This window comes from Bacillus sp. FSL K6-0042 (genome assembly GCF_038006685.1).
Classification (GTDB): domain Bacteria; phylum Bacillota; class Bacilli; order Bacillales; family Bacillaceae_G; genus Bacillus_A; species Bacillus_A pseudomycoides.
The window spans coordinates 2,088,771-2,115,229 of sequence record NZ_JBBOVS010000001.1 but is presented as its reverse complement, the minus strand read 5'-3'; the positions used below and the strand labels follow the sequence as shown (position 1 = coordinate 2,115,229).

Sequence of the window (26,459 nt, the reverse complement as noted above, 5' to 3'; positions counted from 1 at the left end):
AGAAAGTGAGGGGAAAAATGGACGTTGTAAAACGACTAGAGCAAGCTGAATATTATGTAGAACTTCTTTTCCAAATGATCGATGAAGATAAGTGTCCATTTTATTCTTTAATTATAAAGAATAAAGCTCGTAAAAAAGATATTGAACGTATACTGAATCTTTGTGAACAATTGAACGAACAATACATAGTAGAGAAACAAGAAGGCTTACTTTTGTTTGATGCTCTTTTGGAGCAGTTTGAAAAAGCGCTTCCACATCAGCTCGAAGTAAACGAGACTGCAGAAGCGCTACATAGACAGGGCTTATTTCAGCCAATTATGCAAGAATTTTTACGCATGACAGCGAAAAAATAATCAATATTATTTTTTAATTAATTTTTGATCGTGTTCCGTAAAATTTTCCTCAATATTTTCTAGTGATTTCTCAAAAATATCGATAAAATCTTGTCCATAAATATTTCTTAAAATCGCGATTAACTCGATATTTTCTGGGAACTTACCATAAAAATTGCGAAGTGCAAGAGCGCCATTAAAGACCGAATTATTTTCAGGGTCATACTCCTCCATTAATTGCAGCAGCAATGTTTCCCCTTTTTCTGTAATTTCAATATACGTATTTCGCTTATCATCTTCTTTTTTTGAAAATACAAGATAGCCGCGCTCTTCAAGTTTTTTGGAAAAGTTAAATGCAGTTGATACATGCATAACGCCAAACTTTGCAATCTCAGAAATAGAGGCCCCTTTTAAATGATAAGCAATGGATAAAATATGATGTTCGTTAATGTTTAAATCATATGGTTTAATCCACTGTTGCCAATCTTTTTCTACGCATTTCCATAATGCCTTCGATAATTGAGCAATGCGTTGACTGAAAATCATGGCTTCTTTTACCGAATAATCTTTTTCTCCACTTTTCATTTACTCACCCACTTTTACATTCTTATTCATTAGTATCTATTATGCCAGTAAAATAAAAATTAATAAAGTCTTTTTGTGAGAATTGTGAAAATTTTTAGGAAAAATTATATTCTTGTACGAATCATGCATAACTGTGGAAGCGTTTTAGGTGTCATAACTATATGTGTTATCTTCACGTAATAGAGGATAACATATATTGTAAATGCATAAAAACACGACATATCTATGTGATATGTCGCGGGAAGAGAAATAGTTATAAAAAATATTTGTTATATGCAAAAACTAAGAATGAAACATCGTTTACGCTTTTTCTGGAACTGCTTGTTGCAGTTTTTCAATTGATTTTTGAATGTCTAAAATCTCTTGTTCAATATGAAGCTTGTTTTGGGAAATATCTTGTTTCCATGTGGAAAACGTATCCTGCATATCGTCTTTCAATTCTTGAAAAACTTCTTTACCTTCTGAAGCTGTTTCAACAATTTGACGTTTTAATAATTTTGTATCAGCAGTAATATCAGCCAGCGTTTTTTTAATACCATTTCCTTTTTCTTTTAGTTTATTGCGCATATCTTTACCAGAAGAAGGAGTAGAAAAAAGAACGGCTAGTCCAGCGACAGCTCCGCCACAAATGATACCTGTTACAAAGGATTTAGCTTTTGACATAAAAGGAAACCTCCTTATTTTTTGTTCATATTCATGATGTATAAAACAATGCATATGCTTAAGACAAGGGGGGAGAAAAGTGAAACTTGTAACAACAATTTGTTTTATCGTAAGTCTTTTCTTTCTTGTACGTGCTATGCATTTATTGTTATTTATAAAGCAAAAAAGATCGTATCCTCCAGCATTTTGGGTTAAGAAACAAGCCATGCAGTACATTTCTTTTGGAGGAATAGGCTTGTTATGTACAATCGTATTTTATATGTTTCTGTAGTACGGTTTACAATTCGTACAAAATAGAGAGAATTCTTACCCTTATTTTACACTATTTGCAATGGTACTTGCGATGTTTTGTAAAGTTTCCGTCGTATATTCATTTTGGTGTGATTTCCAAACGGCGCCAAAACCATCGTTTTCACCGTAGCGTGGAATTAAGTGAAGGTGGAAGTGGAATACAGTTTGTCCAGCTTTTTCACCGTTGTTATTCAAAAGGTTAAAGCCGACTGAGTTAAATTCAGATTTAATCGCATTTGAGATTTTAGGAACGACAGAAAAAATATGTGATGCAATTTCTGGCGTTAAAGCAAAAATGTCTTGTTTATGTACCTTTGGAATGACAAGTGTATGCCCTTTTGTCACTTGGCTAATATCTAAAAATGCAAGCACATGTTCATCTTCATATACTTTTGAGCAAGGGATTTGTCCTTCAATAATTTTACAAAAAATACAATTATCCGCTGTATGATTCATTATTCTCATCCTTTCAAGTAGTCTTAGCCGTATTTTACCATATTTACATAGGAGAACAAACACGAAAAACAGGAAGCTGACTCAGCTTCCTGTTTTCTGAAGAGGGATTGAAAAAGCATTTTAATTTAATCTACCGTTCGCAGACACCTCATTTATTTAGGAAATATGTGACAATTCGGCTCGTATTCTGCCTTAGACACCCCATTTACAATGAAATGATAATCCTTTATGAAATGAACTTGTTTATTTTATAAAACAGTATATACTCTCCTCGAGACACCCCGTTTCTAAAATGAAACAAATTATCTGGTTTCGTGTAAATTTTCTTTGTCCATTATGGACACCCCATTTCATGATGATTTCGCTAAGCTGTATTCATCAATTGAGTGGTTGCTTTTTCAATGTGTTCCTTCTTCACTAATTATGATGTCCCGTTTCGGAAAAGGTATGCAAAGAAATTAAATTTCTTTTGAAGAAATTCGGTACTATGTAGTATCTTTTGTTTTTTGGTAAGATGGATATATACATTCTATAAAAAATACGCTTGCACAAGTGAATGAATAAGAAAGTGGTGTCATATGGGACAGTTATTACGTGTGGAAAATGTCACAGGAGGATATACGAAGCGGCCGGTGCTGCAAAACGTTTCATTTTCTGTTAATAAAGGTGAGCTTGTTGGTTTAATCGGTTTAAATGGTGCTGGTAAAAGTACAACGATTAAACATATTATCGGTTTAATGGAACCGAAAAAAGGTACGGTAACAATTAACGGAAAAACAATTCGAGAAGATATGACAGCGTATCGATCTAGTTTTTCTTTTATTCCTGAAACACCTGTATTATATGACGAGTTAACATTGGAAGAACATTTAAAGTTAACAGCGATGGCATATGGTATAGATGAGAAGCAATATGAAGAACGCGCACAACAATTATTAAAAGAATTTCGAATGACGAATCGTTTAAAATGGTTCCCAGCTCATTTTTCAAAAGGTATGAAGCAGAAAGTGATGATTATGAGTGCTTTTCTTGTTGAACCGTCACTTTATATTGTCGATGAACCTTTCGTTGGACTCGATCCATTAGCGATTCAATCATTACTCCAAATGATGGACAAGATGAAAAAGAGCGGTGCTGGTATTTTAATGAGTACCCATATTTTAGCGACAGCAGAACGTTACTGCGATTCCTTTATTATTTTACATCAAGGTGAAATTCGTGCGAAAGGAACGTTATCTGAGTTGCAATCACAATTTAACATGCCGGGTGCGACGCTAGATGATATTTATATTGCATTAACAAAGGAAGAAGATTATGAATAGCAGAGCATTGTGGAAAGAGCGATTCAGGCATTTTTTAAAAGAAGTTCGTACATATAGTAAATATGTTTTTAACGATCATTTGAAATTTATTTTCGTATTTATCATCGGTGCTGGTGCCTATTATTATCAGCAATGGCTACAAACATTGACCCCTTCATTTCCGGCCGCGCTTGTTATGGCGGTTTTACTTGGGTTTGTATTAACAGCAGGATCTATTCAAACGTTATTAAAAGAAGCGGATCTTGTGTATTTACTTCCAGTTGAAGAAAAATTAAAACCATACTTTACAAAAGCATTTCTCTTTACGTTTATGATTCAGCTATATGTGATAGCAATTGTAGCGGCCGCGCTTGCTCCGTTATATTTCCAACAAATGAAGCAAACAGGAGCGGTTTACATATGGGTTGTAGTAGCGCTTGTTTTAGTCAAAGCTTGGAATTTATTTGTAGCGTGGGAAAAATCATTTTTAACAGATCAAGGCATGCAGCGTGCAGATTGGTTCGTTCGCTTTATATGTAACGGATTATTTGTGTATTTCCTTGTCGAGCGTATCTCAGTAATTTATATAGGAGCGATTCTCTTTGTAATGGTTATATATCTTGCCTTCATGCATCAAAAAGTAAAAGGAAAACCGTTAAACTGGGAATACTTAATTGCAGAAGAAGGAAAGAAAATGATGCGCCTGTACCGCATTGCCAACATGTTTGTCGATGTACCAGCATTAAAAGAACGAGTGTCACGCCGGAAATGGCTTGATTTTGTACTTTCCATGATTGGTGAAAAACGTACATATTTATATTTGTATACACGTACATTTTTAAGATCAGGCAACTACTTTGGTTTATATATGCGCTTACTTGCTATTGGTGGTGTAATTCTTTACTTTATACCGTTTTTATATGGGCGTTTCATTATGAGTATCGTATTTCTATACTTAATTGGTTATCAACTATTAAGCCTTTGGAAACATCATCGTTTAAAACTTTGGCTTGATTTATATCCAGTGACCGTAGAAGAAAAGAAAAAGGATTTTCTTTGTCTGTTAAATGCAATTTTATGTATAGGCAGTATCGTATTTACAATCATATTTGCTTTGGCAACAAAAGATATCATCATGACCTGTATTTTATTCGCCGCTAGCATAGCTTTTAGTATTGGTTTTGTCTATCAATACGGTGCAAAGCGCATTGAGCGTTTAAACTGAAAGGAATGAACTTATGACTGAATATGAAGGGAAGGTCATAAAAGAGTTGCAGCAGTGGAAACATACAATCATGAAAAATTCTTCTATGATGACCCGGTTTTCGAAAAAGGTACAAACGAAAGTGCAACAGCTTATTCCGGAAAAAGTGCAGAATGTATTAACGGAAACAATTAAAAAGATGGTGCAAGGTATTAGCGTCGGATCGAATTTTATAAAACCGAAGCTAAGAGAAACAGACTGGTCGCTCGAAAGAAGAGATGCAGAGGTTTTAAAGAAAATGGATGAGTATAAAAAGGTTGCGGCCGCAGAAGGTGCAGGAACGGGAGCGGGTGGTTTTCTCTTAGGCCTGGCAGATTTCCCGCTTTTACTCAGCATTAAAATGAAATTTTTATTTGATGCAGCGACTATGTATGGATTTGATACGAGCAAAGAAGAAGAGCGTTTCTTTATTCTCCATGTGTTTCAATTAGCTTTTTCAAGTGATGATCATCGCAAGGAAATATGGAAAGTAATTGAAACGTGGGACACACAAAAAGAAAATCATATTGACTGGGAGAAATTTCAGCAAGAATATCGCGATTATATCGATTTAGCGAAGATGCTGCAGCTTGTTCCGGTTATTGGTGCCCCGGTCGGAGCGTATGCAAATTATCAATTATTGCAACGGCTTGGAGAAGTGACGATGAATTGTTATCGTTTGCGGTTGCTTCAGCGGAAGGGAATATCAATTTAATATGTGGCTTTGAAATGAAATCCAGAAGTATCCCCCCTTTGGTTATGCTTACCAAAGGGGGTTTTTATGTCTAAAAGAAGAACATCTGAAGTTGAAAAGTGGATAAAACTCTAGTTTAAACAAATATAATTTCAACCATTCGAGCTGAACAAATGACTTCTATCTAGAAACACAGAGGAAAATTTATTAGAAATTTATTTTTATATTGTATCCTTTCAATATAATTTGAAAGGAGAATTCTATGAGAAAATTATTTAAAGTATTAAAGAATATATGTATTGTGTCGATTGCGGTTATCTTACTGGTGTTACTATCTGTTTTTATATACCATAATTATCAATTAAGTAAAGAATCGTCATTAATCAAAAGTGAGGGAACATTAGTTAATTTTAATAATAAAAAAATCAATGTATACAAGGAAGGGAGCGGTGAGGATACATATGTATTTATGTCTGGATCTGGGATAGCTGCTCCTGTTTATGAACTGAAAGGACTATATAGCAAGTTTTCAAAAGAAAACAAGATTGCGGTTATTGAAAGAGCTGGTTATGGATACAGTGAGGCTTTTCACGATGATAGAGATATTGATACGATGTTAGAACAAAGTAGAGAAGCGCTCATACAAAGTGGAAATAAACCGCCGTATGTATTAGTACCACACTCTATCTCAGGTATCGAAGCAATTTACTGGGCACAAAAGTATCCAAATGAAGTGAAGGGAATTATTGCTTTAGATATTGGTTTACCGAAGCAATACGTAACTCATAAAATGAACCTAGTGGATTCATTAAAAGTAAGAGGATTCAATCTGTTAACGAAAATGGGTGTACATCGTCTTTTTCCTTCTGTTACGTATAATCCCGAGGTGATCCGGCAATCTTTTTTAACTGAACATGAAAAAGAAATGTATAAAGCACTATCATATAAACAATTTTTTAATAATGATATGGAGCAAGAGCTTTTACAGAGTTACAATAATGGTAAAAAATCAGTTAACCTACCGATACCAAAAGAAACACCTATTTTATTTTTAGATGCGATCGCTAAACAAAATAAAAATTCGAAATATACAAAACAAAAAAACAAAGATTATGAGGAGTTTGCAGAGCAACTATTGATAGCAGATGTAATAAAAATTCAAGGTACGCACAGCATTTATTTATATGAGCCTGATGAGATATATAATCTTGCCATGAATTTTATCAATAAAAAAGTAGAAAAATAGTAAGAGATTCTTATTTTGAAAATGGAAGGTCTATGTGATGAAGGGATATAAAATTTTAATTGTTGAAGACGATTTAATGATTGGAGATTTATTACAAAAGATTTTGCAACGCGAAGGGTATTATGTATGTTGGAAGAAAGAAGGAAAAGAAGTTATTGATATCATCCACGAGATAGATTTAGTCATAATGGATATTATGTTGCCAGGTGAAGATGGCTATCAAATTACAAAGAAAATAAAAAATCTAGGATTAAATATTCCAATTATTTTTCTATCTGCTCGAAGTGATATGGACAGCAAACTCCAAGGTTTAACAATCGGAGAGGATTATATGATAAAGCCTTTTGATCCTAGAGAACTATTACTAAGAATGCAGAAAATGCTAGATAATCGATATGGTACTTTTACACAAATCAAACATTTATATATTGATGCTGAGCATAAAAAAGTTTTCAATCATAACTTACATAATGAAATTGAGTTTACTGCGATTGAGCGTAAAATATTCTTCTATTTATATGAAAATAGGAATCGTATTTTAACGAAAGAACATTTCTTTGATTATTTATGGCAACTCGAAGATAGAAATCAAAATATCGTGAATGTGCACATAAAAAAAGTAAGAACAAAAATCAATGATAACACGGGTGAAATTATTCAAAATATATATGGAGAAGGGTATAGATTAAATACCTATATAAAGAAATGAAATTAAAGAAAAAATACCAGTTATTGTTGTTTTCTGCTGTTATAAGCGTACCATTTTTATTACTATTGATTAGTATCTCTATGTCAGTCATTTATAATATTGCCTTTAAAACGAAAAATAATAATATTCCATTTCATGAATCTTTTGCATATCCTACTATGCTAGGCGTCTTTTTTTTATCGTTATTATTGTTAGCCTTTTTATTTTCGAAATCCATTAATTCACTATTAAATAAAATAAATATATTAAATAAAACTATTCGAAATTTAGCTAGTGATGAAAAGATCCCGAATAAATTAGATGTTAAAAACGACGATGAAATAGGGGAACTCATTAGGTCGGTAAATTTATTAATTGAAAGAACTACATATCGAGAATTAGAACTTAAACAGCAAGAGGAAATAAAAAAGGAACTTTTAAATAAATTAAGACATGATATTAATACTCCTTTAACAGCTGTTAGGTTACAATTATTCTATTTAGAAGGTCAATATAATGATCAAGCACCAATATTAGAATCGTTATATCAACAAATACAGTATATTGCTGAATTAACCAATGAATTTAACTTACAATCCACTGATACATTAGAAAGCTCTTATGTTTTAAATCATGAGGTGAATATACACGATTTATTGGAAGATATGGTTAAAAAGTGGGACTATTTGTATAGTATTCATGATATTCAATTAATATATAATCCAATAAATAAAGATTTAATATGGACGAGTAACGATTTGTGGATTCAAAGGTTATTTGATAACATTTTCCAGAACACGTTAAAACATTCAAAAGCTAAAAAACTTGAGATAACCATTGAAAATCATGTTGTTTCTATTAAGGATAATGGAATTGGTTTCGATATGAATCGTAAAAGTGCGGGGCTAGGATTAAAAATCATTCAGGATATATCTAGAATGCTCGATATAAAATATACGTTACAATCAAATAAAAATGGGACTATATTTTACTTTACAACAAGTGAAAATAAAAAGAGAAAATGAGTGCAGGTCTTCTTTTGTTTTCATAGCCAAGATGTGGATATTTGGAATCGAAAATAGATAGAATCGGTTAATCGGTAGAGAGGAGCAGAGAGTATGAAGTTTCGAAAAGACTGGTGGCTAGGCCTCCTTGGGTTTATTGGTGTTTATAAATTGCCGAATGTAATTGATGCGTTTCAAGGTGACAAGGATTGGACAGCATTGATTGGGCTCATTTGGTTCATTTGGTTCGGGTATTTCATTCCGGAGAAGAAAGATGATGAAAAGAAAGAATTATAATAAAAACATTTCTATTTCCATGTAATTTTCTGTAAAATAGTAAAATGAGAGAATTCATATATTAGATTACTAAATTTGGAGTGATTAGATGCAGCCATTGGAAAATGAAATTCATCCTGATATGGTCAGAGTTTGGAAAGCTCGTGTTTTAATTGAACTAGGCATAAGTGTGTTAGTCATCCTTGCTTATCTCTTTTTCATGATTAAATTTAATTGGTGGGCTTGGCTGTTTTATGTACTTATTGGGTTGACGGTTGTGTATACACCGTTTGACTACTTTCTATTTCCGAAATTACGTCAGCGTTATTACAGCTATCGGTTAAATGAAGAAGAATTAGAAATTCAGCACGGAATGTTTACGGTTAAGCGTGTATTAGTTCCGATGATTCGTGTGCAACACGTTACAATTGAGCAAGGTCCAATTATGAGAAAATATGATTTAGCAGAATTACAAATTTCAACTGCCGCTACTTCTCATAGTATTCCAGGGTTAAAGATGAGAGAAGCGGAACAGCTGAAGCGCCAAATTGGAGAACTTGCGAAAGTGAGTGATGAGGATGTATAAGAGGCAGCATCCAATCACGATGTTATTGGAATTAAAAATAACAGACTTTATACCATTCATTGTTTTTCTGTTTAGTTTAAAAGGAAAATTTCCATTTTGGTATTTAGTACCGATCGGCTTCTTAGTGATTTCAGTCGTCTCGATTATTGTTGAATGGTACTATAAAGTATACTGGATAGAAAATAATGTACTACACATTAAACAAGGACTATTTGTGAAAAAAGAAAGTTACTTGAATAAAGAGCGCGTACAGACGATTAATACAAGTTCAAGTATGTTATATCAAATATTAGGCTTAACGAAGCTCAAAATTGAAACAGCTGGCGGTGGTGGTGAGCCTGAGGTTAGCTTAGCTGGTATTACAGCTGACGAAGCAAAAACATTAATTACAATGTTAACTGAATCGACAGAGAAACATACAGAAATAGAAGAGGATACGGTAAATGCTAGTTTGACAGAAGAAAATCGGACGGAATATAAGTTGACGTGGAAAGAGATTTTATTAGCATCCGTTACATCTGGTCAATTTGGTTTGTTGTTCTCTTTATTATTCTTTATTTACTCCCAAGTAGATGAATATATCCCGAAATGGATGAAAGAAAGAGTAGAAACATATGTGATGAATCATGATGTGTACGGTTGGATTTATATGGTTGCGGTCTTACTTGTTGTTTCTTGGATTGTATCCACATTTGGTTACGCCTTAAAGCATGCGAATTTTACAGTGCATCGGGAAAATGATGAAATTCGTATTTCACAAGGGCTTCTTGAGAGAAAAGAACTTGTGTTAAAGCTACATCGTATTCAAGGAATTACGATAAAAGAAGGGATATTCCGTCAACCATTTGGTTACTGCTCTGTGCATGTAGAAGTCATTCAAAATCATGAAAAAGGTGAGGAGAATGTTACACTCCATCCGGTCATTCGGAAAGACCGCGTTGCAGAATTGCTCGCTCATTTACAGTTGCCATATGAACTAAACTCTAATATTACAGCTTTGCCAAAAACGGCACTGCGCCGCTATTTGTTAGGGAGTTTTATTTTCTTTTGTATATTAGCAGTTCCGATTACAGGTGTAAGCATATACTTTGAAAAATATTTTGTAATTTGGGCGCTGTTACCTCTGTTTGGATTACTTATGTCACTTGGATATGCGACATTTCGTGCAGGTGGCTATAGAGTAGAAGGCGAGCAATTAACGATGGTGTATCGTAACATTGCTAAATACACAGGTTTAGTAAGAAGAAGACATGTACAATCAATCGAGAAAACGCAATCTTATTTTCAGCGTGGAGCGCATTTATGTTCGCAGACTTTCTCTAGTGCATCCACAAATTATAAATTAGAGCATACGCGTTTAGAAGATGCAGAGTGTATGTTAGATTGGTATAAGAATAAGTAGAAACCTAAATAGAAAAAAGACAAACCTTTTCTTTTTAGAGGGGGAATAGAGGATCTGGCCATGCGTAGAAGCGGTCAGATCCTTTTTTAGCCCCATGCCAAGTGAAAACAAAAGGAGAAAATGAGTGGAGATCTGCTTTTGTTTTCATAGCCGTAATTTGTATGTTGGAAATCAAAATTATATAAAATGAAAAACTGATAGAAAACCATTCTTTTTGGGTAGGAGAGAGGATTCGATCATGGATAGAAGCGGTCAGCTCTTTTTTTCTCCATGCCAAGTGAAACCAGAGAGAGAAAACGAGTGCAAGTTCATATTGTTTTTCATAGCAGCGAATTATATGTAAAAAAGGGGCTCATCAAGTTAAGGCAAATCATTACCCAAAAAACGAAAAAATACTATTCTTTCTGTATTAGGATAGAAAGTGTTGAATGATAATCATGTTGTTTCATTTGTTATGCGAATAACACAGCAGGATAGTTACATGAAACATGAAGGAATATTGGAATCAGTAATGAAATATTCAATGAATGGCAATCTCTATCTTCTTTCCAATCGTTTTTATGCAATATCGCATGAAAAATGATTGGAATTTTTGTTATAATATTATAATTGTACACTTCAAATCTTGTTGTTTAGTCGCTAATATTGTCTATGAAAACGAAAAACTTATAATATTGAATATTTATTTTAGTTTTGCAACGCCCTCACTGTTAATGCTTGATAGATAAATAGGTCAACAGAAGGGGAATATGAATTTATGAAACAAAACATCAAAATGTTAGCTATGGCAGTTGGTCTAACAGTTATGGGGTCAACAGTAGCTACTTATGCGAGTGCTGATACAGGATGGAAACAAACTGGATCGTTATGGAATTACTACAATGTAAACGGCATGAAGCAAACAGGTTGGCAGTCAATTAATGGAGCATGGTATTATTTCAACGGAAGTGGAACAATGCAAACAGGTTGGCAGTCAATTAATGGAGCATGGTACTACTTCAACGGAAGTGGAGCAATGCAAACAGATTGGCAGTCAATTAATGGAGCATGGTACTACTTCAACGGAAGTGGAGCAATGCAAACAAATTGGCAGTCAATTAATGGAGCATGGTACTACTTCAACGGAAGTGGAGCAATGCAAACAAATTGGCAGTCAATTAATGGAGCATGGTACTACTTTGGTGGAAGTGGAGCAATGCAAACAGGCTGGCAGTCAATTAATGGAGCATGGTACTACTTTGGTGGAAGCGGAGCGATGCAAACAGGTTGGCAGTCAATTAACGGAGCATGGTACTACTTTGGTGGAAGTGGAGTAATGCAAACAGGCTGGATCCAAGATAATGGGAAAAAGTATTACTTTGAAAGTAATGGTGTTTGGAATCCAAACGCTGCAAATGCAAATAACGTTTCACGACCTGACGGGCAACTATTAGACGCATTTCAAAATGAAATAAAAAAGCATATTAATAATCAAGAAGAAAATATAACAATGACATACACATCCAAAAACTCTAATATTAATGAAGTTATGGATACACTTGTTAAAGAATACGACAAGGCAGTCGAATCTAACGAATACTTAAGTTATAATATCGCAAATACACAATACTCTATCCGTGGTATTCCAGGAAATTACACGTTTACATTAAAGATTACATACCGTGAATCCAAAGAACAAACGAACTATGTAAAGACACAAGCGAAATCAATTATCAATTCCATTGTTCAAGCTGGTATGGATGAACACGAAAAAGTAAAAGCAATTCATGATTATGTTGTAAAACATGTCTCTTATGATACTTCTTTCCAAGCTTATACAGCGTATGAAGCTTTAGCAAACCGTTCTGCTGTTTGTCAAGGATATGCATTATTAACGTACCAATTGTTAAAAGAGGCTGGAATAGAAAATCATATTGTAACAGGAACTGGAAATGGACAACCACATGCTTGGAATCAAGTGAAAATTGAAGGGAAATGGTACCATCTTGATACAACTTTTGATGATCCAATTCCAGATGTGCAAGGACGAGTAATGTATTCATACTATAATTTGTCTGATGAACAAATCGCTAGAGATCATCAGTGGGATCGTAATAAATTTGCGGCAGCAACAACAAATTACACTAATGAATTAGCAAATAAAATCCAGTCAGGTAGCTCAAAATCATGGAAATACCAGGACATTTTAAAAGTCATCAAACGTTAAACTGTATCTTTTGGTACAAAAACTTTAATACACTTGCTTAGACATACGGATATGATGAACCTATAAAGGTGAGTAATATCTGTATGAAAAAGTACATGTATTCACGTAGAGGGCGTTGCAAAACCAAAATAAATATTCGATATTATATATCAATAAAACTAGCTAAACATAGAATATATAGTGATTCAATTTTCACGATAGTAGCGGCTATTGGGGCTGCACTTAAGAAGTACAATCATAACTAATATATACTGTACTTCTAGGCAACTGCATTTGATGGTACATTGGAGGGGAGGAAGCAACTTTAATTGATGAAGAATGCTTCCTTATTTTATTTTCTAAAGCTTTAATCTCAAAACTTAACCATATAGAGAATATTCTTTCTGTATCACGATAGAAAGTGTTGAATGATAATAATGCTGTTTCATTTGTTATACAGATAACACAGCAGGATAGTTACATGAAACAGGAAGGAATATTCGAATCAGTAACGAAATGTTCAATGGATGACGATGGTGTTAGCTTTTCGATAATATTTTTTAGGAGATGATTGATTTGAAGTTGTTGCAAATAAGACTTTTGGTCAAAAATTTTAAGAAAAGTGCCGTGTTTTACAGAGATCTATTGGAATTTCCAGTGAGTTGGTATGAGGAAGACATGGAATATGCGCTTTTCAATAATGGAGAAACGAAAATTGAGCTTGTATCTCGAAACGTGATGGCCGAATTGGTCGAAGAAGGAAATAAGCCGTTAGAAGCTGAGTCTCAATCAAAATTCTTGCTTCAATTTGAAGTTGAAGATGTCGATCAGACTTATAACCGTTTCAAAGAAAAAGGAATTGAATTTGTTAATGAACCGCATGATCGTGAGGAATGGCGAGCGCGTGTTGCACATTTTCGTGACCCTGACGATAACTTAATTGAAATATATAAAATGCTGTAATTCGATTGTTCAAAATGGGATTAGGTTAAACAATATTAAACAACTTTAGTAGCGCAGTTCAATTTATTTGAACTGTGTTAATTGTGTTTGTAAGAGTAGAATCTTTATAGGTTTATAGGTTTATAGGTTTATAGGTTTATAGGTTTATAGGTTTATGGGTTTATGGGTTTATAGGTTTCGAGATACATTGACTGCTGATAAGTGGTGTTATCGGAAGTCAATGTTGTCGCTAGTTTGGATTCGACTTTTGTATAGTTGACGAAATTTGATGAAAGAGATAATTCTCCAAGGTAAGATATATCCCAGCGCTACAGTCATAAATAGTGCCGCTTCTGTTTCTGGACCTAGCCATTTTAAATAATCACGAAGTAAAAATCGGATAATAAGTATGGTGAGAAAGGTAATGATAAAGCTCTTGTTTCTTACAGCATAAATATGCAGATCGGATCGGAGTTCATAGTTAGTAGTCCAAATAAGTGGAATTGACAAAAGGAACCCAAAGATAACTGCACAAATCCATTCCCAGCCAGTGGCATGTGCTTTTGGATTTAAGATGATGGGAATGCAGGGTAATAACAAAAATAGTATGGGTAAGAGGAGACGGGTTCCGTTTCCTTTAATCGGACGATGCATTGCCCTAATTCTACGCCATAAGACCAACGCAGCAATTATGATCACAATAGAGTAAAACGAAGAAGAATCCATAATTTCACCTCTATACATAGGGTATTTCAATTATATGGGAATTATAGACGGTTGAGTAGTATTTGTTTTAATTGAATACCAATAAGTGGGGGTATGTTAACTTGACGTGAATAGAAAATTCATAAGAAAATCTAACATGTAAGAACGTAATTTACTTACATGTTCTATGGTAAAGACTAGCTTCATGGATGGCTATGGAATAATTTTGTCCTGATAACAAAAACTAACAGAAAAAAACGATAATATATAAAGGAGATTAGATATGCTGAAAAAGATAGGGAAAATTTTCCGAGTGCTCCTCTTTGTATTTATCGGCGTATGTTTTGTTTTGTTTGTTTGGGATGAAATTGACAGAACAGCAGCTGAAAAAAGTGGGAGATTTGACCAGCAGCCTAGCCAATACCCTATTCGTCAAAGTGATATTACTATGTATACAGATGGGAAACAGTTAAACAATCAATTATTCTCAGATATAAAGAAAGCAAAACATTACGTGCATATTAGCTTCTTCTCTATTGCCGATGATAAAGTAAGTCATCAGTTTCTAGATTTATTGAGGCAAAAAAGTCAGGAAGGTGTAGAAGTATATTATGCAGTGGATAGGCTAGGAGGAATTTTACTAAAGAAAAAGGAAAGAGAATTATTAGTTAAAAAAGGAGTGCATTTTACGTATTACAATAAGCCCGCTTTTCCTTATCTTTCTGCTTCTTTGGATCATCGGAATCATCGCCGTATTTCAGTTATTGATGGAAGGATTGGGTACATTGGCGGATTTAATATTGGCAAGAAGTATTTAGGAGAAAAAGCAAAACTCGGTCACTGGAGAGATTATCACCTTCAAATACGAGGAGAAGGAGTTCAAGATCTAGAACACCAATTTGTGTTAGACTGGAAAAAAAACTCAGAGAAACCGATTCCGATACACAGTGCGACAAAGGAAAAGGGAACAACCTCGCATCGATTTACTGCATATTACAGCGGAGAAAAACTTGGACAAGATTATGCAATGCTGTTTCAACAAGCAAAAGAGTCCATCATTATAGTAACACCTTATTTTATACCAAAAGACAGAACTATTTGGAACGCATTAGTAGATGCAAGAAAGAGGGGAGTTCGTGTGAAAATTCTGTTCTCACCTCATTCGGATGCACTGTTAGTTAAAGAAGCAGCGTATCCATATATCCGAAAAGCATTAAAACAGGGAATAGAAGTATATGGTTATAAAAAGGGAGTGTTACACGGTAAAGCATTCTTGATTGATGAAAACGTATTGATGGTTGGGACCGTGAATTTTGATTCGCGCTCGTTTCATTTAAATGAAGAAATGAACTGTTATATCCATGACCCTGTCTATATTTCTAAAATAAAGCCAGTCATTAATGTAGACTTACAAAATTCAAAGCGAGTAACATCCTCTGACGTCAATCAATTATCTATAAAAGAAAAAATGAAAGAAAAGGTTGCAAAAATGTTTGAGTATTATTTGTAAAAACAAAGGATTTTTATATTAAGGAGTAGTAAACTGCATTTTATTAGAATCAATTAAATTACTGACACTAATAAAGAAAGCTATAGAGAGGGAACGTTGTTTTCTTCTCTTTTTTTGTTCACGGATGCTCTAATCTCTTTATTTATCCCGCTATTCGCGGGCAGTAATACTCCCACCTCAAAATTCGGTGAAAACAAAGAAGTTAGGTGGGAGATAAACTGCCCGTAAAAGCCCGATTGGTGAAGGCTAATAATCAGTGTGGGATGAAGAAAACCCCCACTGATTCAAGTTTCACTTTATGTTTACGGATGATATGGATAACAAATTATTTTTATCTATTTTTAAAAGTTTACTTTCATTTTTTAGTAAACAACAAATGAGTTATCTTGTATTAAATATCTCATTTGTTGTTTTGAATGTTAGGTATAAATTTAATTGTTATTCATTATTTTCGCTAATTATTTCTTGTATAATCCCAAAAACAGAACTTAAATTTTCAAAGTTAACGTTGTTAAAAGGTTCAGTCCTATCATAAATATATTGACTCAAATCCAGGGGAATTTTCAATGACTGGAAAAGTAAAATACGTAAAATCTATTGTTGGTTGTATTCTACATATTCAGAAAATAACAAGCTTTATTTTCACAAAAAATGTTTATTTTACCTTGTTTTGTATTGTATGATTATGGCATATTGCAAAGTATATATATTTAATAGAATTGTATATTTGGAGTGATAAAATGCAGCCGTTAGAAAATGAAATTCATCCTAATATGGTCAAAGTGTGGAAGATCCATGCTTTGATTGGTGCGGGAGTACTTGTAAGTATTGTTCTTGCGTATCTCTTTTTTATGATCAAGTTTAATTGGTGGGGTTGGTTGTTCGGTATATTGGTCGTTGCCACGATTATATATACGCCACTAGACTATTTTATCTTTCCGAAACTACGTCAGTGTTATTATAGCTATCGATTAGATGAAGAAGAGATTGAAATTCAAAAAGGAATGTTCGTTGTAAAGCGTGTGTTAGTTCCAATGATTCGCGTTCAGCATGTGACGATTGAACAAGGGCCGATTATGAGAAAATATGAACTAGCAGAATTACAAATTTCAACGGCAGCGACTTCTCATAGTATTCCAGGACTAACAAAGAGAGAGGCAGAACAGTTGAAACGACAAATTGGGGAACTTGCGAAAGTGAGTGATAAGGATGTATAAGAGGCAACATCCGATTACTATATTATTTGATATAAGGATTTCTAGTTTATTTCCCCTTATTATCATTGTTTTATTTGGTCCTAAAGATGAAGTAGAGCCTTGGTACTTATTTCCCATTTTCATTTTAGGCTTCTTGTTGATTTTGGCCATATTTTCGTTTGTGAAATGGTACTTTAAAGTGCATTGGATTGAAAATAATATTTTACATATAAAACACGGGGTATTTGTCAAAAAAGAAAGCTATTTAAATAAAGAGCGTGTGCAAACAATTAGTACAGCTTCCAATATCATCTATCAGTTATTTGGGTTAACGAAGCTCAAAATTGAAACGGCTGGTGGCGGAAAGGATCCGGAGGTGACGTTAGCTGGCATTAAGGAAGAGCAAGCGAAAGAATTAATCGCCTTATTAAATAAAGTAAAAGACGAGAAACCTTTAAAAGAAGAGGAAAGCTTGCTACCAGAAACAAATACAACAGTCTATCAGTTAACGCCAAAAGAAATTTTGCTAGCAGCTATTACATCTGGTCAGTTTGGCTTGTTATTTTCAGGATTGTTTGTCCTTTATACACAGTTTGATAACGTTCTTCCAAAATGGTTCATAGAAAAAGTAGAAACGTATGTGAAAGACAATGGAGTATATGATTGGTTATATATGGGCGCTATTTTAATTGTAATCTCATGGGTCATTTCTACAATTGGCTATGCTTTAAAACATGCGAACTTTACAGTGCAGAGAAGTGGAAATGAAATTCGTATTTCACAAGGGCTACTGGAAAAGAAAGAGATTGTGTTAAAACTGCACCGGATTCAGGCATTGACAATGAAAGAAGGAATCCTTCGTCAACCGTTTGGGTATTGTTCCATTGAAGTGGAAGTTATTCAAAGTATTGAAACTGATAATATGAATGTCATATTGCATCCGCTCATGAAGAAAAAGGATGTGCAGCAATTGCTGACATATTTACAATTACCATATGAAATGGAAGAGGAATTTGTCCATTTGCCAAAAGCAGCGCTGCGTCGCTACTTGATTATGAGCTGGATTACTTTTGTGATTACATTGGTACCAATCATAGGAGCGAGTGTATATTTTCAGCAATATAGTGCTTTATTTGTATTAGTACCATTATTTTTATCATTTATAATTCTTGGATATGGAAAGTATAAAACTGGTGGATATGCGATAAAATCTGATCAGTTAACGCTTGTGTACAGGGGCATTGCAAAGTATACAGGATTCGTGAAAAGAAGACATGTACAAGCAATGACAAAAAAACAATCGTATTTTCAGCGGAAAGATAGGTTGTATACGTATATTGTAGCAGTAGCCTGCAGTGCTGCGGGACGTCATTATGAATTAAAGCATGTGCGTGAAGAGGATGTAGCCCGTATTCATGAATGGTATAAGTAAAAATAAAAAAGAAAGTTAGATATATAACCCGGGTAGTGGATAATTCAAAAATTCTATTATTCGGGTTTCTTGTATGTTATTGCATGTATTTTATGGTCATTTTTAAGATAGAAGTGCTTTTGACGCAAGTATTGTAAAAGGGGGAAGAGATAGGTGGAAATTAGAAGTTCAGTGCAGGCGATTATAATTAGAGACAACCAAATTAGATGAATATAAATGATAGAAAACAGCACCTCTTTTCCCTTGCATTAACTGCCCGTAAAGAAGCCCCTCACTGATTAAAGTTTCACGTTATCTAGTTAAAAATAGACACTTATAAGCATATGTTGTGGTTAGGGAACCTCAATAAATGTGTGAAGATTTATTGTAGAGGAGAGAAATGTGATGGGATTAACAATTTTACATATAGAAGATGATAAAGAAATTGGATTATGGGTAAGTGAGTTTTTTACTGAACGGGGATATAAAGTGATTTGGTTGAAGTCTGGCCATCATGCATTTGAATACATGGAACAAACGGACGTTGTTATTATGGACATTATGCTTCCGGGGCTTGATGGTTATACGGTTGGACAGCGAATGAAGCAAAAGTTCCCTGAAATACCAATTATGATGCTCACAGCGAGAGCTTCAATAGAAGATAAACTGCAAGGGCTTGCTTTTGCAGATGATTATATGACGAAGCCGTACCATCCTGATGAACTTGAGGCCCGCATTCATGTTCTCTTAAGGCGATTCGGTGTGGTTTCTCTGGATCATATACAGTTGAACCATTTAAGTATTGATCGGAAAGCCAACCGTATTTTGAGTTCACAAACGAATAAAGAGATTGTCTTAACTGGTAAACAGTTTCATATCTTTATGTTTCTCTTCAATCATCCAAATCAGATTTTGACTCAAAAGCAAATATATGAAGCTGTGTGGGAAGATTCCTATATAAAAGGGGATCGGACTCTTATGGTCCACATTCGTCATTTGCGTGAAAAAATAGAGATTGATCCCAGTCATCCTCAGATTATCGAGACGATTCGCGGCATCGGGTATCGGTTGAAGTTATGAATATTCGAAGATCGCTCGTTACCAAATATTTATTATTGATCCTTGCCTCTTTATTCATGTGGCCTATTTTGCCAGCAATCTATTATTTACCTGACATTTTGCTTAAACAAGATACGATACATGAGCCACTGGAAATAGAAAAAATGTGGGAACATGAAGCTGAACAACTAAATGAAGCTAATGAGAATACAATCAATGAAAAGCTCGGTAAGATACAAGGACATTATCCGAAAGCTGAGCTGTTTTGGGTCGACAAGGCGGGGAAAACCCATGTGATCAATCAGCGTATCGTAGAGATTCCTGATCAATGGACACCTTTGAACCTCATCAACTATCTCGATAGGAAAAAGCAACAAGATATATTCACTGTGACAGCTACGATTGGTAAAGATGGTGAACAAGGATTTATGGTATTTCATATCCAAAAATCTATTACGACGCTTGCGATTCAGCCAGTAAATGGAGATCTCTTTTTAATCCTTATTATTTTTGTCGTAGGTGTTTCGATTGTAGTGGTATCTTTGCTATTTTTTTTAGGTATTCGCAAAAGACTTGTACAACTTCAAAGCGCAATGTCAGATACCGTAAATGATGGAATACCTGATAAGGTTACAGTCAATAACAGTGATGAGATTGGACAATTGGAAAAAGCCTTTAACAGGATGATCGATCAGTTAAAAGACAGCCGGAAGCGCGAGAAGGAAGAAGAGTATCTACGAAAACAATTGATTGCGAATATCTCTCACGATTTACGGACGCCTTTAACCGTTATTAGACAGCATGCCTACTCTATTCAGAATAACCCCTCATCCTTAAAAGCAACCGCATCGGTACAAATTATCGTCAACAAACTAAATGATGTTGGAAAATTACTTGAAAATCTTCTTACTTACACATTACTTTCAGCTGGAAAGTATCCATTAGAGAAGACAAACATAGATGTGATTGAAGAGTTACGTAATGCTGTCGCCGAGTGGTATCCGGTTTTTGAGAAAGAAGGTTTTGAAGTGAATGTCCATTTGGCTGACTGTTCATTGATTTGGCAGGTGGATCCTCTCTGGCTGCGCAGTATATTCGATAACCTGTTTCAAAATGTCATTAGGCATGCCAGGTCTGGCGGATATATTTGTGTAGAAACAATTGATCGTGACGGCGACTTATTTATGGTCATCAGAGATAAAGGGCGGGGAATGGAGCACCACTCAGAAGCAAAAGGAGCGGGCATCGGGCTATCCATCGTTTCGCTCATGACCAGGGAAATGGATGTTTTTTGGGAGGTATCCAGTTCTCCGCAAGGTACATGGCATTATTTAAGGCAAAAATTAAACTAGATTTAAACCTGAGGTCACCTCGATTTTCCATTCGCTCAATACAATGGATATCGAGGTGATTTTTTATGAGAGTTAAAAAAGAAATGGGCTGTGAGCAGGTTAGTGTCAAATTTGGATGCATGTGTATACAAAAAAACGGGGTAGATCAGTCTCAAGAAAATAATAGGAAAGGGTGTTTTTTGAGTGGATTCAAAGACTTCCATTGACAAATCTAACATGGATACAAATTCTGCATTGCCTTCACCAAAGAAAAGAGAAGGAATGAGCCTAAAGCGATGGCCATCTTGGATTGGGTATATAGCCATTGCTTGGTCAGCTCTTTATGGATCGATGCATCTTTACTGGTTGCTTGGAGGAGAGGGGTATCCTTTTAAGAATGAAGATGGTATGGATTTGTTTGCTGGAAAGGTTACTTATCTTCCGTCCCAGGTTGGAGGTATCATATTTGTTGTTCTTTGTCTGATAGGTATATTGGTTGGATTTTCAATGAGGAAGCCAGTGGAAAAGACTTTCCAACAGCGGCTTATCCTCATTTATGCCTGGGGGTGGGCGGCTGCTTTACTCCTCTTTGTACCGGATGCCAGTCTGATTGCGGCCATGGCTTATGCTTTTTTATTAAAATTTAAATTTGACTGGCTGATGCTCAATCAAATTATATGTGTTCTAGGAGGAATATCTTGGGGGTTTTTCGCTGTAGCTTATCGAAGAAAAATACGCCATGCATGTGAATATTGCGGAAGGAAAGCGGACGGGAAAACATCTCTTCTCATGCGATGGAGTCGATGGATTACCTATCTTGCGGCTCTTGCTCCTATTCCATACGCAATTACGCGCTATGCTTGGGCATTGAAAATCCCGCTAGGAATTGACGCGAAGTTTTTGCAGGAATTTTCAAATGTTAACCCAGCGCATCATATTACTGAATGGGCTTTCGGATCAATATGTATCGCCGGTAGTATTCTTACGCTGGGTTTGATCCAGAAATGGGGTGAAACCTTCCCGCGATGGTTCCCATTCGTTAACGGTAAAAGGGTGCCAATCCTGCTGGCGGTGATTCCAGCATCGTGTGTAGCGATTGCTGTAACCGCTGCTGGCTTCACCTTTACTTTCGCTTTTATCGCGGTTACACTTCACCTCGTGTCTACAGATAATATGTTGCTGAGTCACATTTGGGGTTCAATAGGGCCAATGCTTTTATGGATTCTCTGGGGGATAGCGCTAGGTCTTGCTTCTATCGCTTATTATTATCGTAGACGAGGTCAATGTAGTTACTGTGGTAGAAATGAAGTGGAAAGTATTTCAAGATAAAAGGGCGATGAGTTCGTGGAAGACAGAGAAAAAAGCTGTAGCTTCTCCTCAATCGGAGTTACAGCTTTTTTGTTTAAGCTAACACATCAAAAGTAGTCACAAAAGAAGGTCTTGAAAAAATGCTCTTTTGCGGCTCTGCATTTGTTTGTGCAGGGCGTTTTTTATGTGCATTTTCGAAAGAACGTGACTCTGTCCAATCTTTAAAGTTTTGTTCATTTTCCCACATTGTCATAATGACATATGTATCGTTACTTAATGGGCGAAGAACGCGGATTGCTTGGAAACCAGGTTCGTTTTCAATAAGGCCTGCACGGTTTTTAAAACGATTTTCAAAAACAGGACGGCCTTCATCCGTAACAGAAATGTTGTTACACACAATATAGCCAGGTTGTCCTTTAAATTCCCCGACAGCATCTAGCACGTCATATTGAAGTGATCCTTCTACAGTTTCTTCGGTATTTTCTTTATAAAACATATCTTTCTCATCATTCTTTGCAGTGAAATGTGGTTGTTCTAGAGGTGTTGCGTATGAAATAATTGCTTTCATTGTAATGCCCCCTTTATGAGTTTAATTTCATTATAGCAACTCTTACAAAAAACTTCGAAGATTATATACATAAAGATAGTCGTTTTTCAAATAATAAACATACCATCATTTGGAAAGAAGGACGATGTATGAAGAAAATAAAGTGGAGCCTAATGGGCGGCGTAGCAGTGTTTGTAGTTGCGATTGTATTCTATAAACTGATTGTGTTAGCTGGTGGTTATATAATGGATGAAAAACGGCTTGTTTTCCACTCTTCATCACGTATCGTTGATCAGCGAGGAAAAGAAATTACGAAGTTATATGTAGAAAATAGAGAACTTGTACCAATTGAGCGAATTCCTAAACATGTAGCAGAGGCGTTTATAGCTGTAGAAGATGCTAGATTTTATGAACATTATGGAATCGATTATCCTTCTGTTTTTCGCGCGTTGTATAAAGACATTTTAGCAGGAGAGAAAGTGGAAGGCGGTAGTACAATTACGCAGCAGTTAGTTAAAAATGTTTTTTTAACTCATGAAAAAACATTTACACGTAAATTAAAAGAAGTGGCAATCGCTCTTCAATTGGAACATAAATATACGAAGCAACAGCTTCTTGAAATGTATATGAATCATATTTATTTTGGTCATGGTGCTTACGGGATTCAAGCAGCGGCGAAATTGTATTTTAATAAAGATGTAGAAAAATTAACAGTTGAAGAAGGGGCGATGCTTGCAGGTCTTCCGAAAGCACCGAATGGATATTCTCCCTTTTTATATCCAGAAAAGAACAAAGAGCGCCGTGATTTAGTTTTATCTCTTATGCATAAACAAGGATACTTATCAGCTGAGGAGAGTGTTCGTTACCAAGGAAAGACAATTGCTCTTTATAAAAGTTTAGATGAGCGAGAACTTGCTTATATACCGTATGTGGATATGGTTGTAGATGAAGCAGCACGCTTATATGGTTTGTCACATCAAGAAGTGCTTCGCGGAGGATATACATTTATTGTATCTATGGATGAAAAAATTCAAAAAGTAGCTTATGATCAATTTCAAGATGCACGAAATTTTCCAGGTAAAGAAAACGGGGCACAAGGTGCTTTTTTATTAATGGATAATGCAACTGGAGGAATTAAAGCCGCAATTGGTGGAAGAGAGTATGTCCCAAGAGGATTTAATAGAGTGTTTGCGAAAAGACAGCCAGGGTCTGTTTTAAAGCCGCTCATTGTGTATGCACCAGCGCTGGAAACGAAAAAATATAATCCGTATTCTTTATTAACAAATGAGCAAACATCTTTTGAAGGGTATGAACCACGAAATTATAATCATAGGTATTCAAAAGAAGTAACGATGTATGATGCACTCTTAGAATCGGGGAATGTACCGGCTGTATCTTTATTACATGAAATGGGTGTAGAGCAAGGGAAGCAATATTTAGAGAAGGGAAATATTCATATTGCAGAATCTGGTTTAAGTACGGCACTTGGCGGACTTAAAGAAGGGGTCTCTCCATTTGAACTTGTAAAGATGTACCGTGCGTTCTTAGCGAATGGAAAAATTATTGAGCCGCATGTTATTGAACAGGTACTCGATCGACACGGAAAGGTGATTGGAGAATCACCTAAAAACGAAACGAAAGTTTTTTCAAAACAAACAGCATGGTATATGACAAAAATGTTAGAAGGGGTTGTAAAGGAGGGGACAGCGAGAGCAGGAGTATATAACGGTGCATTAGCTGGGAAAACGGGTACAACGTCACTTCCTAATCAAAGTGAAGGCGCTAGGGATATTTGGTTTGTTGGATATACTCCAAGTTTAGTAGGCGCGGTATGGATTGGGTATGATCGTACGGATAAAGAACACCAACTTTATGATGGAAAGCTATCTGCAACAGAATTATTTAAAAAGATTTTAACGAAGGCAAATGTACAAGATAATTCAAATTTCAAGCGGCCAAAAGATGTCGAAACAATTGGAAAACCAATCCGCCTAAGTAAAATTGAGAACGTGGAAGCACAGTTATCTTTTAGTCCATTTAGCTTGTTTACTGCAAAATTACACTGGACTCCACTTCCCGATAAACGGGTTGTATATAGAATCTATAAAGTAGAACAAGGGAAGCATATTCACGTTGGAACGGTAAAAGGGATTGGTGAGTATGAGGAAAAGTTTATTAACATATTCTCTAAACCAAGCTTTTATGTAGTTCCGTACAATCCACAAACAAATCGAGAAGGAGAAAAGACAAAAGTAGCTAAACCGTAATTTTTGCTTGTGATATAATAAGAATGTTGTGAAAATAGTAAGCGGTTTTACGAACGTTTGTGTCAATTTCATGAACAACGTACATAATGCTATGCATTTTGTTTTTACAAGCTGTATAGTAAAAAAAGATAAATAATAGGATAGGGTTCGTATAGGTAAGGAAGGGAGCAAGGGTCTTGGTAAGAAATATAAATGAGACATTTTTAAAAGCATGTATGGGGGAACAAACAGAATATATACCAGCATGGTATATGCGACAAGCAGGGCGTTCACAACCTGAGTATAGAAAGATAAAAGAGAAGTATTCTTTATTTGAAATTACACACAATCCGGAGTTATGTGCATATGTTACAAAGCTTCCAGTTGATCAATATAATGTAGACGCAGCGATTCTTTATAAAGATATTATGTCACCACTTCCAGCAATCGGCGTTGATGTTGAAATTAAATCTGGGATTGGACCGGTTATTGATAACCCAATTCGTTCTTTACAGGACGTAGAAAAACTTGGTGAAATTCATCCGGAAGAGGATGTTCCATACATATTAGATACAATTCGTTTATTAACAAACGAGATGTTAGATGTTCCGCTAATTGGCTTTTCAGGGGCGCCATTTACATTAGCAAGTTATATGATCGAAGGCGGACCTTCTCGTAATTACCACAAAACGAAGGCGTTTATGTATGCAGAACCGAAAGCTTGGTTTGCTTTAATGGATAAGCTTGCAGATATGGTAGTTACATATTTGAAGGCACAGATCAAAGCAGGGGCAAAAGCAGTACAAGTCTTTGATTCTTGGGTTGGAACAGTGAATGTAGCAGATTATCGTTTGTTTATTAAACCTGCAATGGAGCGTATTTTCACGGAAGTTCGCACGATGGGCGTTCCGATGATTATGCACGGCGTTGGAGCAGGACATTTAGCAAATGAATGGAATGACTTATCTCTTGATGTAGTCGGACTTGATTGGCGCCTGTCAATTGAAGAAGCGCGCGGGCGCGGCATTCATAAAGCAGTACAAGGCAATATGGATCCTTCATTCTTACTTGCACCATGGGACGTTATCGAGGAGCATGTAAAAACAATTTTAGATCAAGGAATGAAGCAGCCTGGTTATGTATTTAACTTAGGTCACGGTGTATTCCCAGAAGTAAATCCAGATACATTAAAACGCTTGACGACGTTTATTCATGATTATTCGAAAGCACAGTTAGCGAAGTAAAGGAGAAT

At 35.3% G+C, this 26,459-nt stretch carries 26 protein-coding genes; 21 read left to right on the top strand and 5 right to left on the bottom strand.

Features of this window, described 5'->3' with window-relative positions:
• The first annotated feature begins 17 nt into the window (after positions 1 to 17).
• Positions 18 to 353, top strand: coding sequence for a DUF1878 family protein (locus MHH45_RS10940; protein WP_016113661.1), 336 nt, complete (start codon positions 18 to 20; stop codon positions 351 to 353).
• A 6-nt stretch (positions 354 to 359) separates the two neighbouring features.
• Here MHH45_RS10940 and MHH45_RS10935 read toward each other — a convergent pair whose 3' ends face one another.
• Positions 360 to 917, bottom strand: a complete 558-nt coding sequence (locus MHH45_RS10935; RefSeq protein ID WP_016113662.1) for an HTH-type transcriptional regulator Hpr — start codon at positions 915 to 917, stop codon at positions 360 to 362.
• Positions 918 to 1,217: 300 nt separating this feature from the next.
• A complete protein-coding gene (locus tag MHH45_RS10930) occupies positions 1,218 to 1,580 on the bottom strand; it encodes a YtxH domain-containing protein (protein WP_016113663.1) in 363 nt (120 codons plus the stop codon).
• Positions 1,581 to 1,659: 79 nt separating this feature from the next.
• Here MHH45_RS10930 and MHH45_RS10925 point away from each other — a divergent pair, with 79 nt between their 5' ends.
• Complete coding sequence (locus MHH45_RS10925) at positions 1,660 to 1,851, top strand: hypothetical protein (protein ID WP_016113664.1); 192 nt, start codon at positions 1,660 to 1,662, stop codon at positions 1,849 to 1,851.
• A gap of 41 nt (positions 1,852 to 1,892) precedes the next feature.
• Here MHH45_RS10925 and MHH45_RS10920 read toward each other — a convergent pair whose 3' ends face one another.
• Positions 1,893 to 2,327, bottom strand: a complete 435-nt coding sequence (locus MHH45_RS10920; RefSeq protein ID WP_016131213.1) for an HIT family protein — start codon at positions 2,325 to 2,327, stop codon at positions 1,893 to 1,895.
• A 578-nt stretch (positions 2,328 to 2,905) separates the two neighbouring features.
• On the opposite strand from MHH45_RS10920, the gene ecsA reads away from it, so the two are divergent.
• From ecsA to MHH45_RS10865, 11 genes are all read left to right on the top strand, one after another.
• Positions 2,906 to 3,649 carry an ABC transporter ATP-binding protein EcsA gene (gene ecsA, locus MHH45_RS10915; protein WP_016113666.1) on the top strand — a complete coding sequence of 248 codons (744 nt, stop codon included), beginning with the start codon at positions 2,906 to 2,908 and terminating at the stop codon, positions 3,647 to 3,649.
• Complete coding sequence (locus MHH45_RS10910; protein WP_088094100.1) at positions 3,642 to 4,853, top strand: ABC transporter permease; 1,212 nt, start codon at positions 3,642 to 3,644, stop codon at positions 4,851 to 4,853. The genes ecsA and MHH45_RS10910 overlap by 8 nt, the downstream gene beginning before the upstream one ends.
• Positions 4,854 to 4,866: 13 nt before the next feature.
• A complete protein-coding gene (locus MHH45_RS10905) occupies positions 4,867 to 5,586 on the top strand; it encodes an EcsC family protein (protein WP_016113668.1) in 720 nt (239 codons plus the stop codon).
• A 241-nt stretch (positions 5,587 to 5,827) separates the two neighbouring features.
• Positions 5,828 to 6,811 carry an alpha/beta fold hydrolase gene (locus MHH45_RS10900; RefSeq protein WP_016131215.1) on the top strand — a complete coding sequence of 328 codons (984 nt, stop codon included), beginning with the start codon at positions 5,828 to 5,830 and terminating at the stop codon, positions 6,809 to 6,811.
• A gap of 37 nt (positions 6,812 to 6,848) precedes the next feature.
• A complete protein-coding gene (locus tag MHH45_RS10895; RefSeq protein ID WP_016113670.1) occupies positions 6,849 to 7,520 on the top strand; it encodes a response regulator transcription factor in 672 nt (223 codons plus the stop codon).
• Positions 7,517 to 8,524 carry a HAMP domain-containing sensor histidine kinase gene (locus MHH45_RS10890; RefSeq protein WP_016113671.1) on the top strand — a complete coding sequence of 336 codons (1,008 nt, stop codon included), beginning with the start codon at positions 7,517 to 7,519 and terminating at the stop codon, positions 8,522 to 8,524. Before MHH45_RS10895 ends, MHH45_RS10890 begins: the two co-directional genes overlap by 4 nt.
• Positions 8,525 to 8,617: 93 nt before the next feature.
• Complete coding sequence (locus tag MHH45_RS10885) at positions 8,618 to 8,800, top strand: hypothetical protein (protein ID WP_016113672.1); 183 nt, start codon at positions 8,618 to 8,620, stop codon at positions 8,798 to 8,800.
• An 88-nt stretch (positions 8,801 to 8,888) separates the two neighbouring features.
• Complete coding sequence (locus tag MHH45_RS10880; protein WP_016113673.1) at positions 8,889 to 9,365, top strand: PH domain-containing protein; 477 nt, start codon at positions 8,889 to 8,891, stop codon at positions 9,363 to 9,365.
• Positions 9,358 to 10,767, top strand: coding sequence for a PH domain-containing protein (locus MHH45_RS10875; RefSeq protein ID WP_016113674.1), 1,410 nt, complete (start codon positions 9,358 to 9,360; stop codon positions 10,765 to 10,767). Before MHH45_RS10880 ends, MHH45_RS10875 begins: the two co-directional genes overlap by 8 nt.
• Positions 10,768 to 11,524: 757 nt before the next feature.
• Positions 11,525 to 12,973: a transglutaminase domain-containing protein gene (locus MHH45_RS10870; protein WP_275857267.1), complete on the top strand. Its 1,449-nt coding sequence runs from the start codon at positions 11,525 to 11,527 to the stop codon at positions 12,971 to 12,973.
• 555 nt (positions 12,974 to 13,528) lie between these two features.
• Positions 13,529 to 13,915 carry a VOC family protein gene (locus MHH45_RS10865; RefSeq protein ID WP_033671011.1) on the top strand — a complete coding sequence of 129 codons (387 nt, stop codon included), beginning with the start codon at positions 13,529 to 13,531 and terminating at the stop codon, positions 13,913 to 13,915.
• A 207-nt stretch (positions 13,916 to 14,122) separates the two neighbouring features.
• Here MHH45_RS10865 and MHH45_RS10860 read toward each other — a convergent pair whose 3' ends face one another.
• Positions 14,123 to 14,620, bottom strand: a complete 498-nt coding sequence (locus MHH45_RS10860) for a CcdC protein domain-containing protein (RefSeq protein WP_016113678.1) — start codon at positions 14,618 to 14,620, stop codon at positions 14,123 to 14,125.
• Between the two features lie 262 nt (positions 14,621 to 14,882).
• On the opposite strand from MHH45_RS10860, the gene MHH45_RS10855 reads away from it, so the two are divergent.
• The 6 genes from MHH45_RS10855 (at position 14,883) to MHH45_RS10830 (ending at position 22,435) form a co-directional block, all read left to right on the top strand.
• Positions 14,883 to 16,109, top strand: a complete 1,227-nt coding sequence (locus MHH45_RS10855; RefSeq protein ID WP_016113679.1) for a phospholipase D-like domain-containing protein — start codon at positions 14,883 to 14,885, stop codon at positions 16,107 to 16,109.
• Positions 16,110 to 16,849: 740 nt separating this feature from the next.
• Positions 16,850 to 17,326, top strand: coding sequence for a PH domain-containing protein (locus MHH45_RS10850; protein ID WP_016113680.1), 477 nt, complete (start codon positions 16,850 to 16,852; stop codon positions 17,324 to 17,326).
• A complete protein-coding gene (locus tag MHH45_RS10845; protein ID WP_016113681.1) occupies positions 17,319 to 18,737 on the top strand; it encodes a PH domain-containing protein in 1,419 nt (472 codons plus the stop codon). The genes MHH45_RS10850 and MHH45_RS10845 overlap by 8 nt, the downstream gene beginning before the upstream one ends.
• Before the next feature lie 384 nt (positions 18,738 to 19,121).
• Positions 19,122 to 19,796, top strand: coding sequence for a response regulator transcription factor (locus MHH45_RS10840; protein WP_016113682.1), 675 nt, complete (start codon positions 19,122 to 19,124; stop codon positions 19,794 to 19,796).
• Positions 19,797 to 19,864: 68 nt separating this feature from the next.
• Complete coding sequence (locus MHH45_RS10835; protein WP_229161479.1) at positions 19,865 to 21,127, top strand: HAMP domain-containing sensor histidine kinase; 1,263 nt, start codon at positions 19,865 to 19,867, stop codon at positions 21,125 to 21,127.
• Between the two features lie 183 nt (positions 21,128 to 21,310).
• Complete coding sequence (locus MHH45_RS10830; RefSeq protein WP_016131219.1) at positions 21,311 to 22,435, top strand: DUF3995 domain-containing protein; 1,125 nt, start codon at positions 21,311 to 21,313, stop codon at positions 22,433 to 22,435.
• 73 nt (positions 22,436 to 22,508) lie between these two features.
• Here MHH45_RS10830 and MHH45_RS10825 read toward each other — a convergent pair whose 3' ends face one another.
• Positions 22,509 to 22,982: an antibiotic biosynthesis monooxygenase family protein gene (locus tag MHH45_RS10825; protein WP_016113686.1), complete on the bottom strand. Its 474-nt coding sequence runs from the start codon at positions 22,980 to 22,982 to the stop codon at positions 22,509 to 22,511.
• A gap of 128 nt (positions 22,983 to 23,110) precedes the next feature.
• Here MHH45_RS10825 and MHH45_RS10820 point away from each other — a divergent pair, with 128 nt between their 5' ends.
• Together MHH45_RS10820 and hemE are read left to right on the top strand one after the other, a co-directional pair.
• Positions 23,111 to 25,228 carry a transglycosylase domain-containing protein gene (locus MHH45_RS10820; RefSeq protein ID WP_016113687.1) on the top strand — a complete coding sequence of 706 codons (2,118 nt, stop codon included), beginning with the start codon at positions 23,111 to 23,113 and terminating at the stop codon, positions 25,226 to 25,228.
• Positions 25,229 to 25,404: 176 nt separating this feature from the next.
• A complete protein-coding gene (gene hemE / locus MHH45_RS10815) occupies positions 25,405 to 26,451 on the top strand; it encodes a uroporphyrinogen decarboxylase (RefSeq protein WP_016113688.1) in 1,047 nt (348 codons plus the stop codon).
• The last annotated feature ends 8 nt before the right edge of the window (positions 26,452 to 26,459 follow it).

What these genes read in the sequence shown, in the direction of transcription:
- MHH45_RS10940 (WP_016113661.1), top strand. Translation starts at nt 18, where the DNA reads ATGGACGTTGTAAAACGACTAGAGCAAGCTGAATATTATGTAGAACTT.
- MHH45_RS10935 (WP_016113662.1), bottom strand. Translation starts at nt 917, where the DNA reads ATGAAAAGTGGAGAAAAAGATTATTCGGTAAAAGAAGCCATGATTTTC.
- MHH45_RS10930 (WP_016113663.1), bottom strand. Translation starts at nt 1,580, where the DNA reads ATGTCAAAAGCTAAATCCTTTGTAACAGGTATCATTTGTGGCGGAGCT.
- MHH45_RS10920 (WP_016131213.1), bottom strand. Translation starts at nt 2,327, where the DNA reads ATGAATCATACAGCGGATAATTGTATTTTTTGTAAAATTATTGAAGGA.
- ecsA (WP_016113666.1), top strand. Translation starts at nt 2,906, where the DNA reads ATGGGACAGTTATTACGTGTGGAAAATGTCACAGGAGGATATACGAAG.
- MHH45_RS10910 (WP_088094100.1), top strand. Translation starts at nt 3,642, where the DNA reads ATGAATAGCAGAGCATTGTGGAAAGAGCGATTCAGGCATTTTTTAAAA.
- MHH45_RS10905 (WP_016113668.1), top strand. Translation starts at nt 4,867, where the DNA reads ATGACTGAATATGAAGGGAAGGTCATAAAAGAGTTGCAGCAGTGGAAA.
- MHH45_RS10900 (WP_016131215.1), top strand. Translation starts at nt 5,828, where the DNA reads ATGAGAAAATTATTTAAAGTATTAAAGAATATATGTATTGTGTCGATT.
- MHH45_RS10895 (WP_016113670.1), top strand. Translation starts at nt 6,849, where the DNA reads ATGAAGGGATATAAAATTTTAATTGTTGAAGACGATTTAATGATTGGA.
- MHH45_RS10890 (WP_016113671.1), top strand. Translation starts at nt 7,517, where the DNA reads ATGAAATTAAAGAAAAAATACCAGTTATTGTTGTTTTCTGCTGTTATA.
- MHH45_RS10885 (WP_016113672.1), top strand. Translation starts at nt 8,618, where the DNA reads ATGAAGTTTCGAAAAGACTGGTGGCTAGGCCTCCTTGGGTTTATTGGT.
- MHH45_RS10880 (WP_016113673.1), top strand. Translation starts at nt 8,889, where the DNA reads ATGCAGCCATTGGAAAATGAAATTCATCCTGATATGGTCAGAGTTTGG.
- MHH45_RS10875 (WP_016113674.1), top strand. Translation starts at nt 9,358, where the DNA reads ATGTATAAGAGGCAGCATCCAATCACGATGTTATTGGAATTAAAAATA.
- MHH45_RS10870 (WP_275857267.1), top strand. Translation starts at nt 11,525, where the DNA reads ATGAAACAAAACATCAAAATGTTAGCTATGGCAGTTGGTCTAACAGTT.
- MHH45_RS10860 (WP_016113678.1), bottom strand. Translation starts at nt 14,620, where the DNA reads ATGGATTCTTCTTCGTTTTACTCTATTGTGATCATAATTGCTGCGTTG.
- MHH45_RS10855 (WP_016113679.1), top strand. Translation starts at nt 14,883, where the DNA reads ATGCTGAAAAAGATAGGGAAAATTTTCCGAGTGCTCCTCTTTGTATTT.
- MHH45_RS10850 (WP_016113680.1), top strand. Translation starts at nt 16,850, where the DNA reads ATGCAGCCGTTAGAAAATGAAATTCATCCTAATATGGTCAAAGTGTGG.
- MHH45_RS10845 (WP_016113681.1), top strand. Translation starts at nt 17,319, where the DNA reads ATGTATAAGAGGCAACATCCGATTACTATATTATTTGATATAAGGATT.
- MHH45_RS10840 (WP_016113682.1), top strand. Translation starts at nt 19,122, where the DNA reads ATGGGATTAACAATTTTACATATAGAAGATGATAAAGAAATTGGATTA.
- MHH45_RS10825 (WP_016113686.1), bottom strand. Translation starts at nt 22,982, where the DNA reads ATGAAAGCAATTATTTCATACGCAACACCTCTAGAACAACCACATTTC.
- MHH45_RS10820 (WP_016113687.1), top strand. Translation starts at nt 23,111, where the DNA reads ATGAAGAAAATAAAGTGGAGCCTAATGGGCGGCGTAGCAGTGTTTGTA.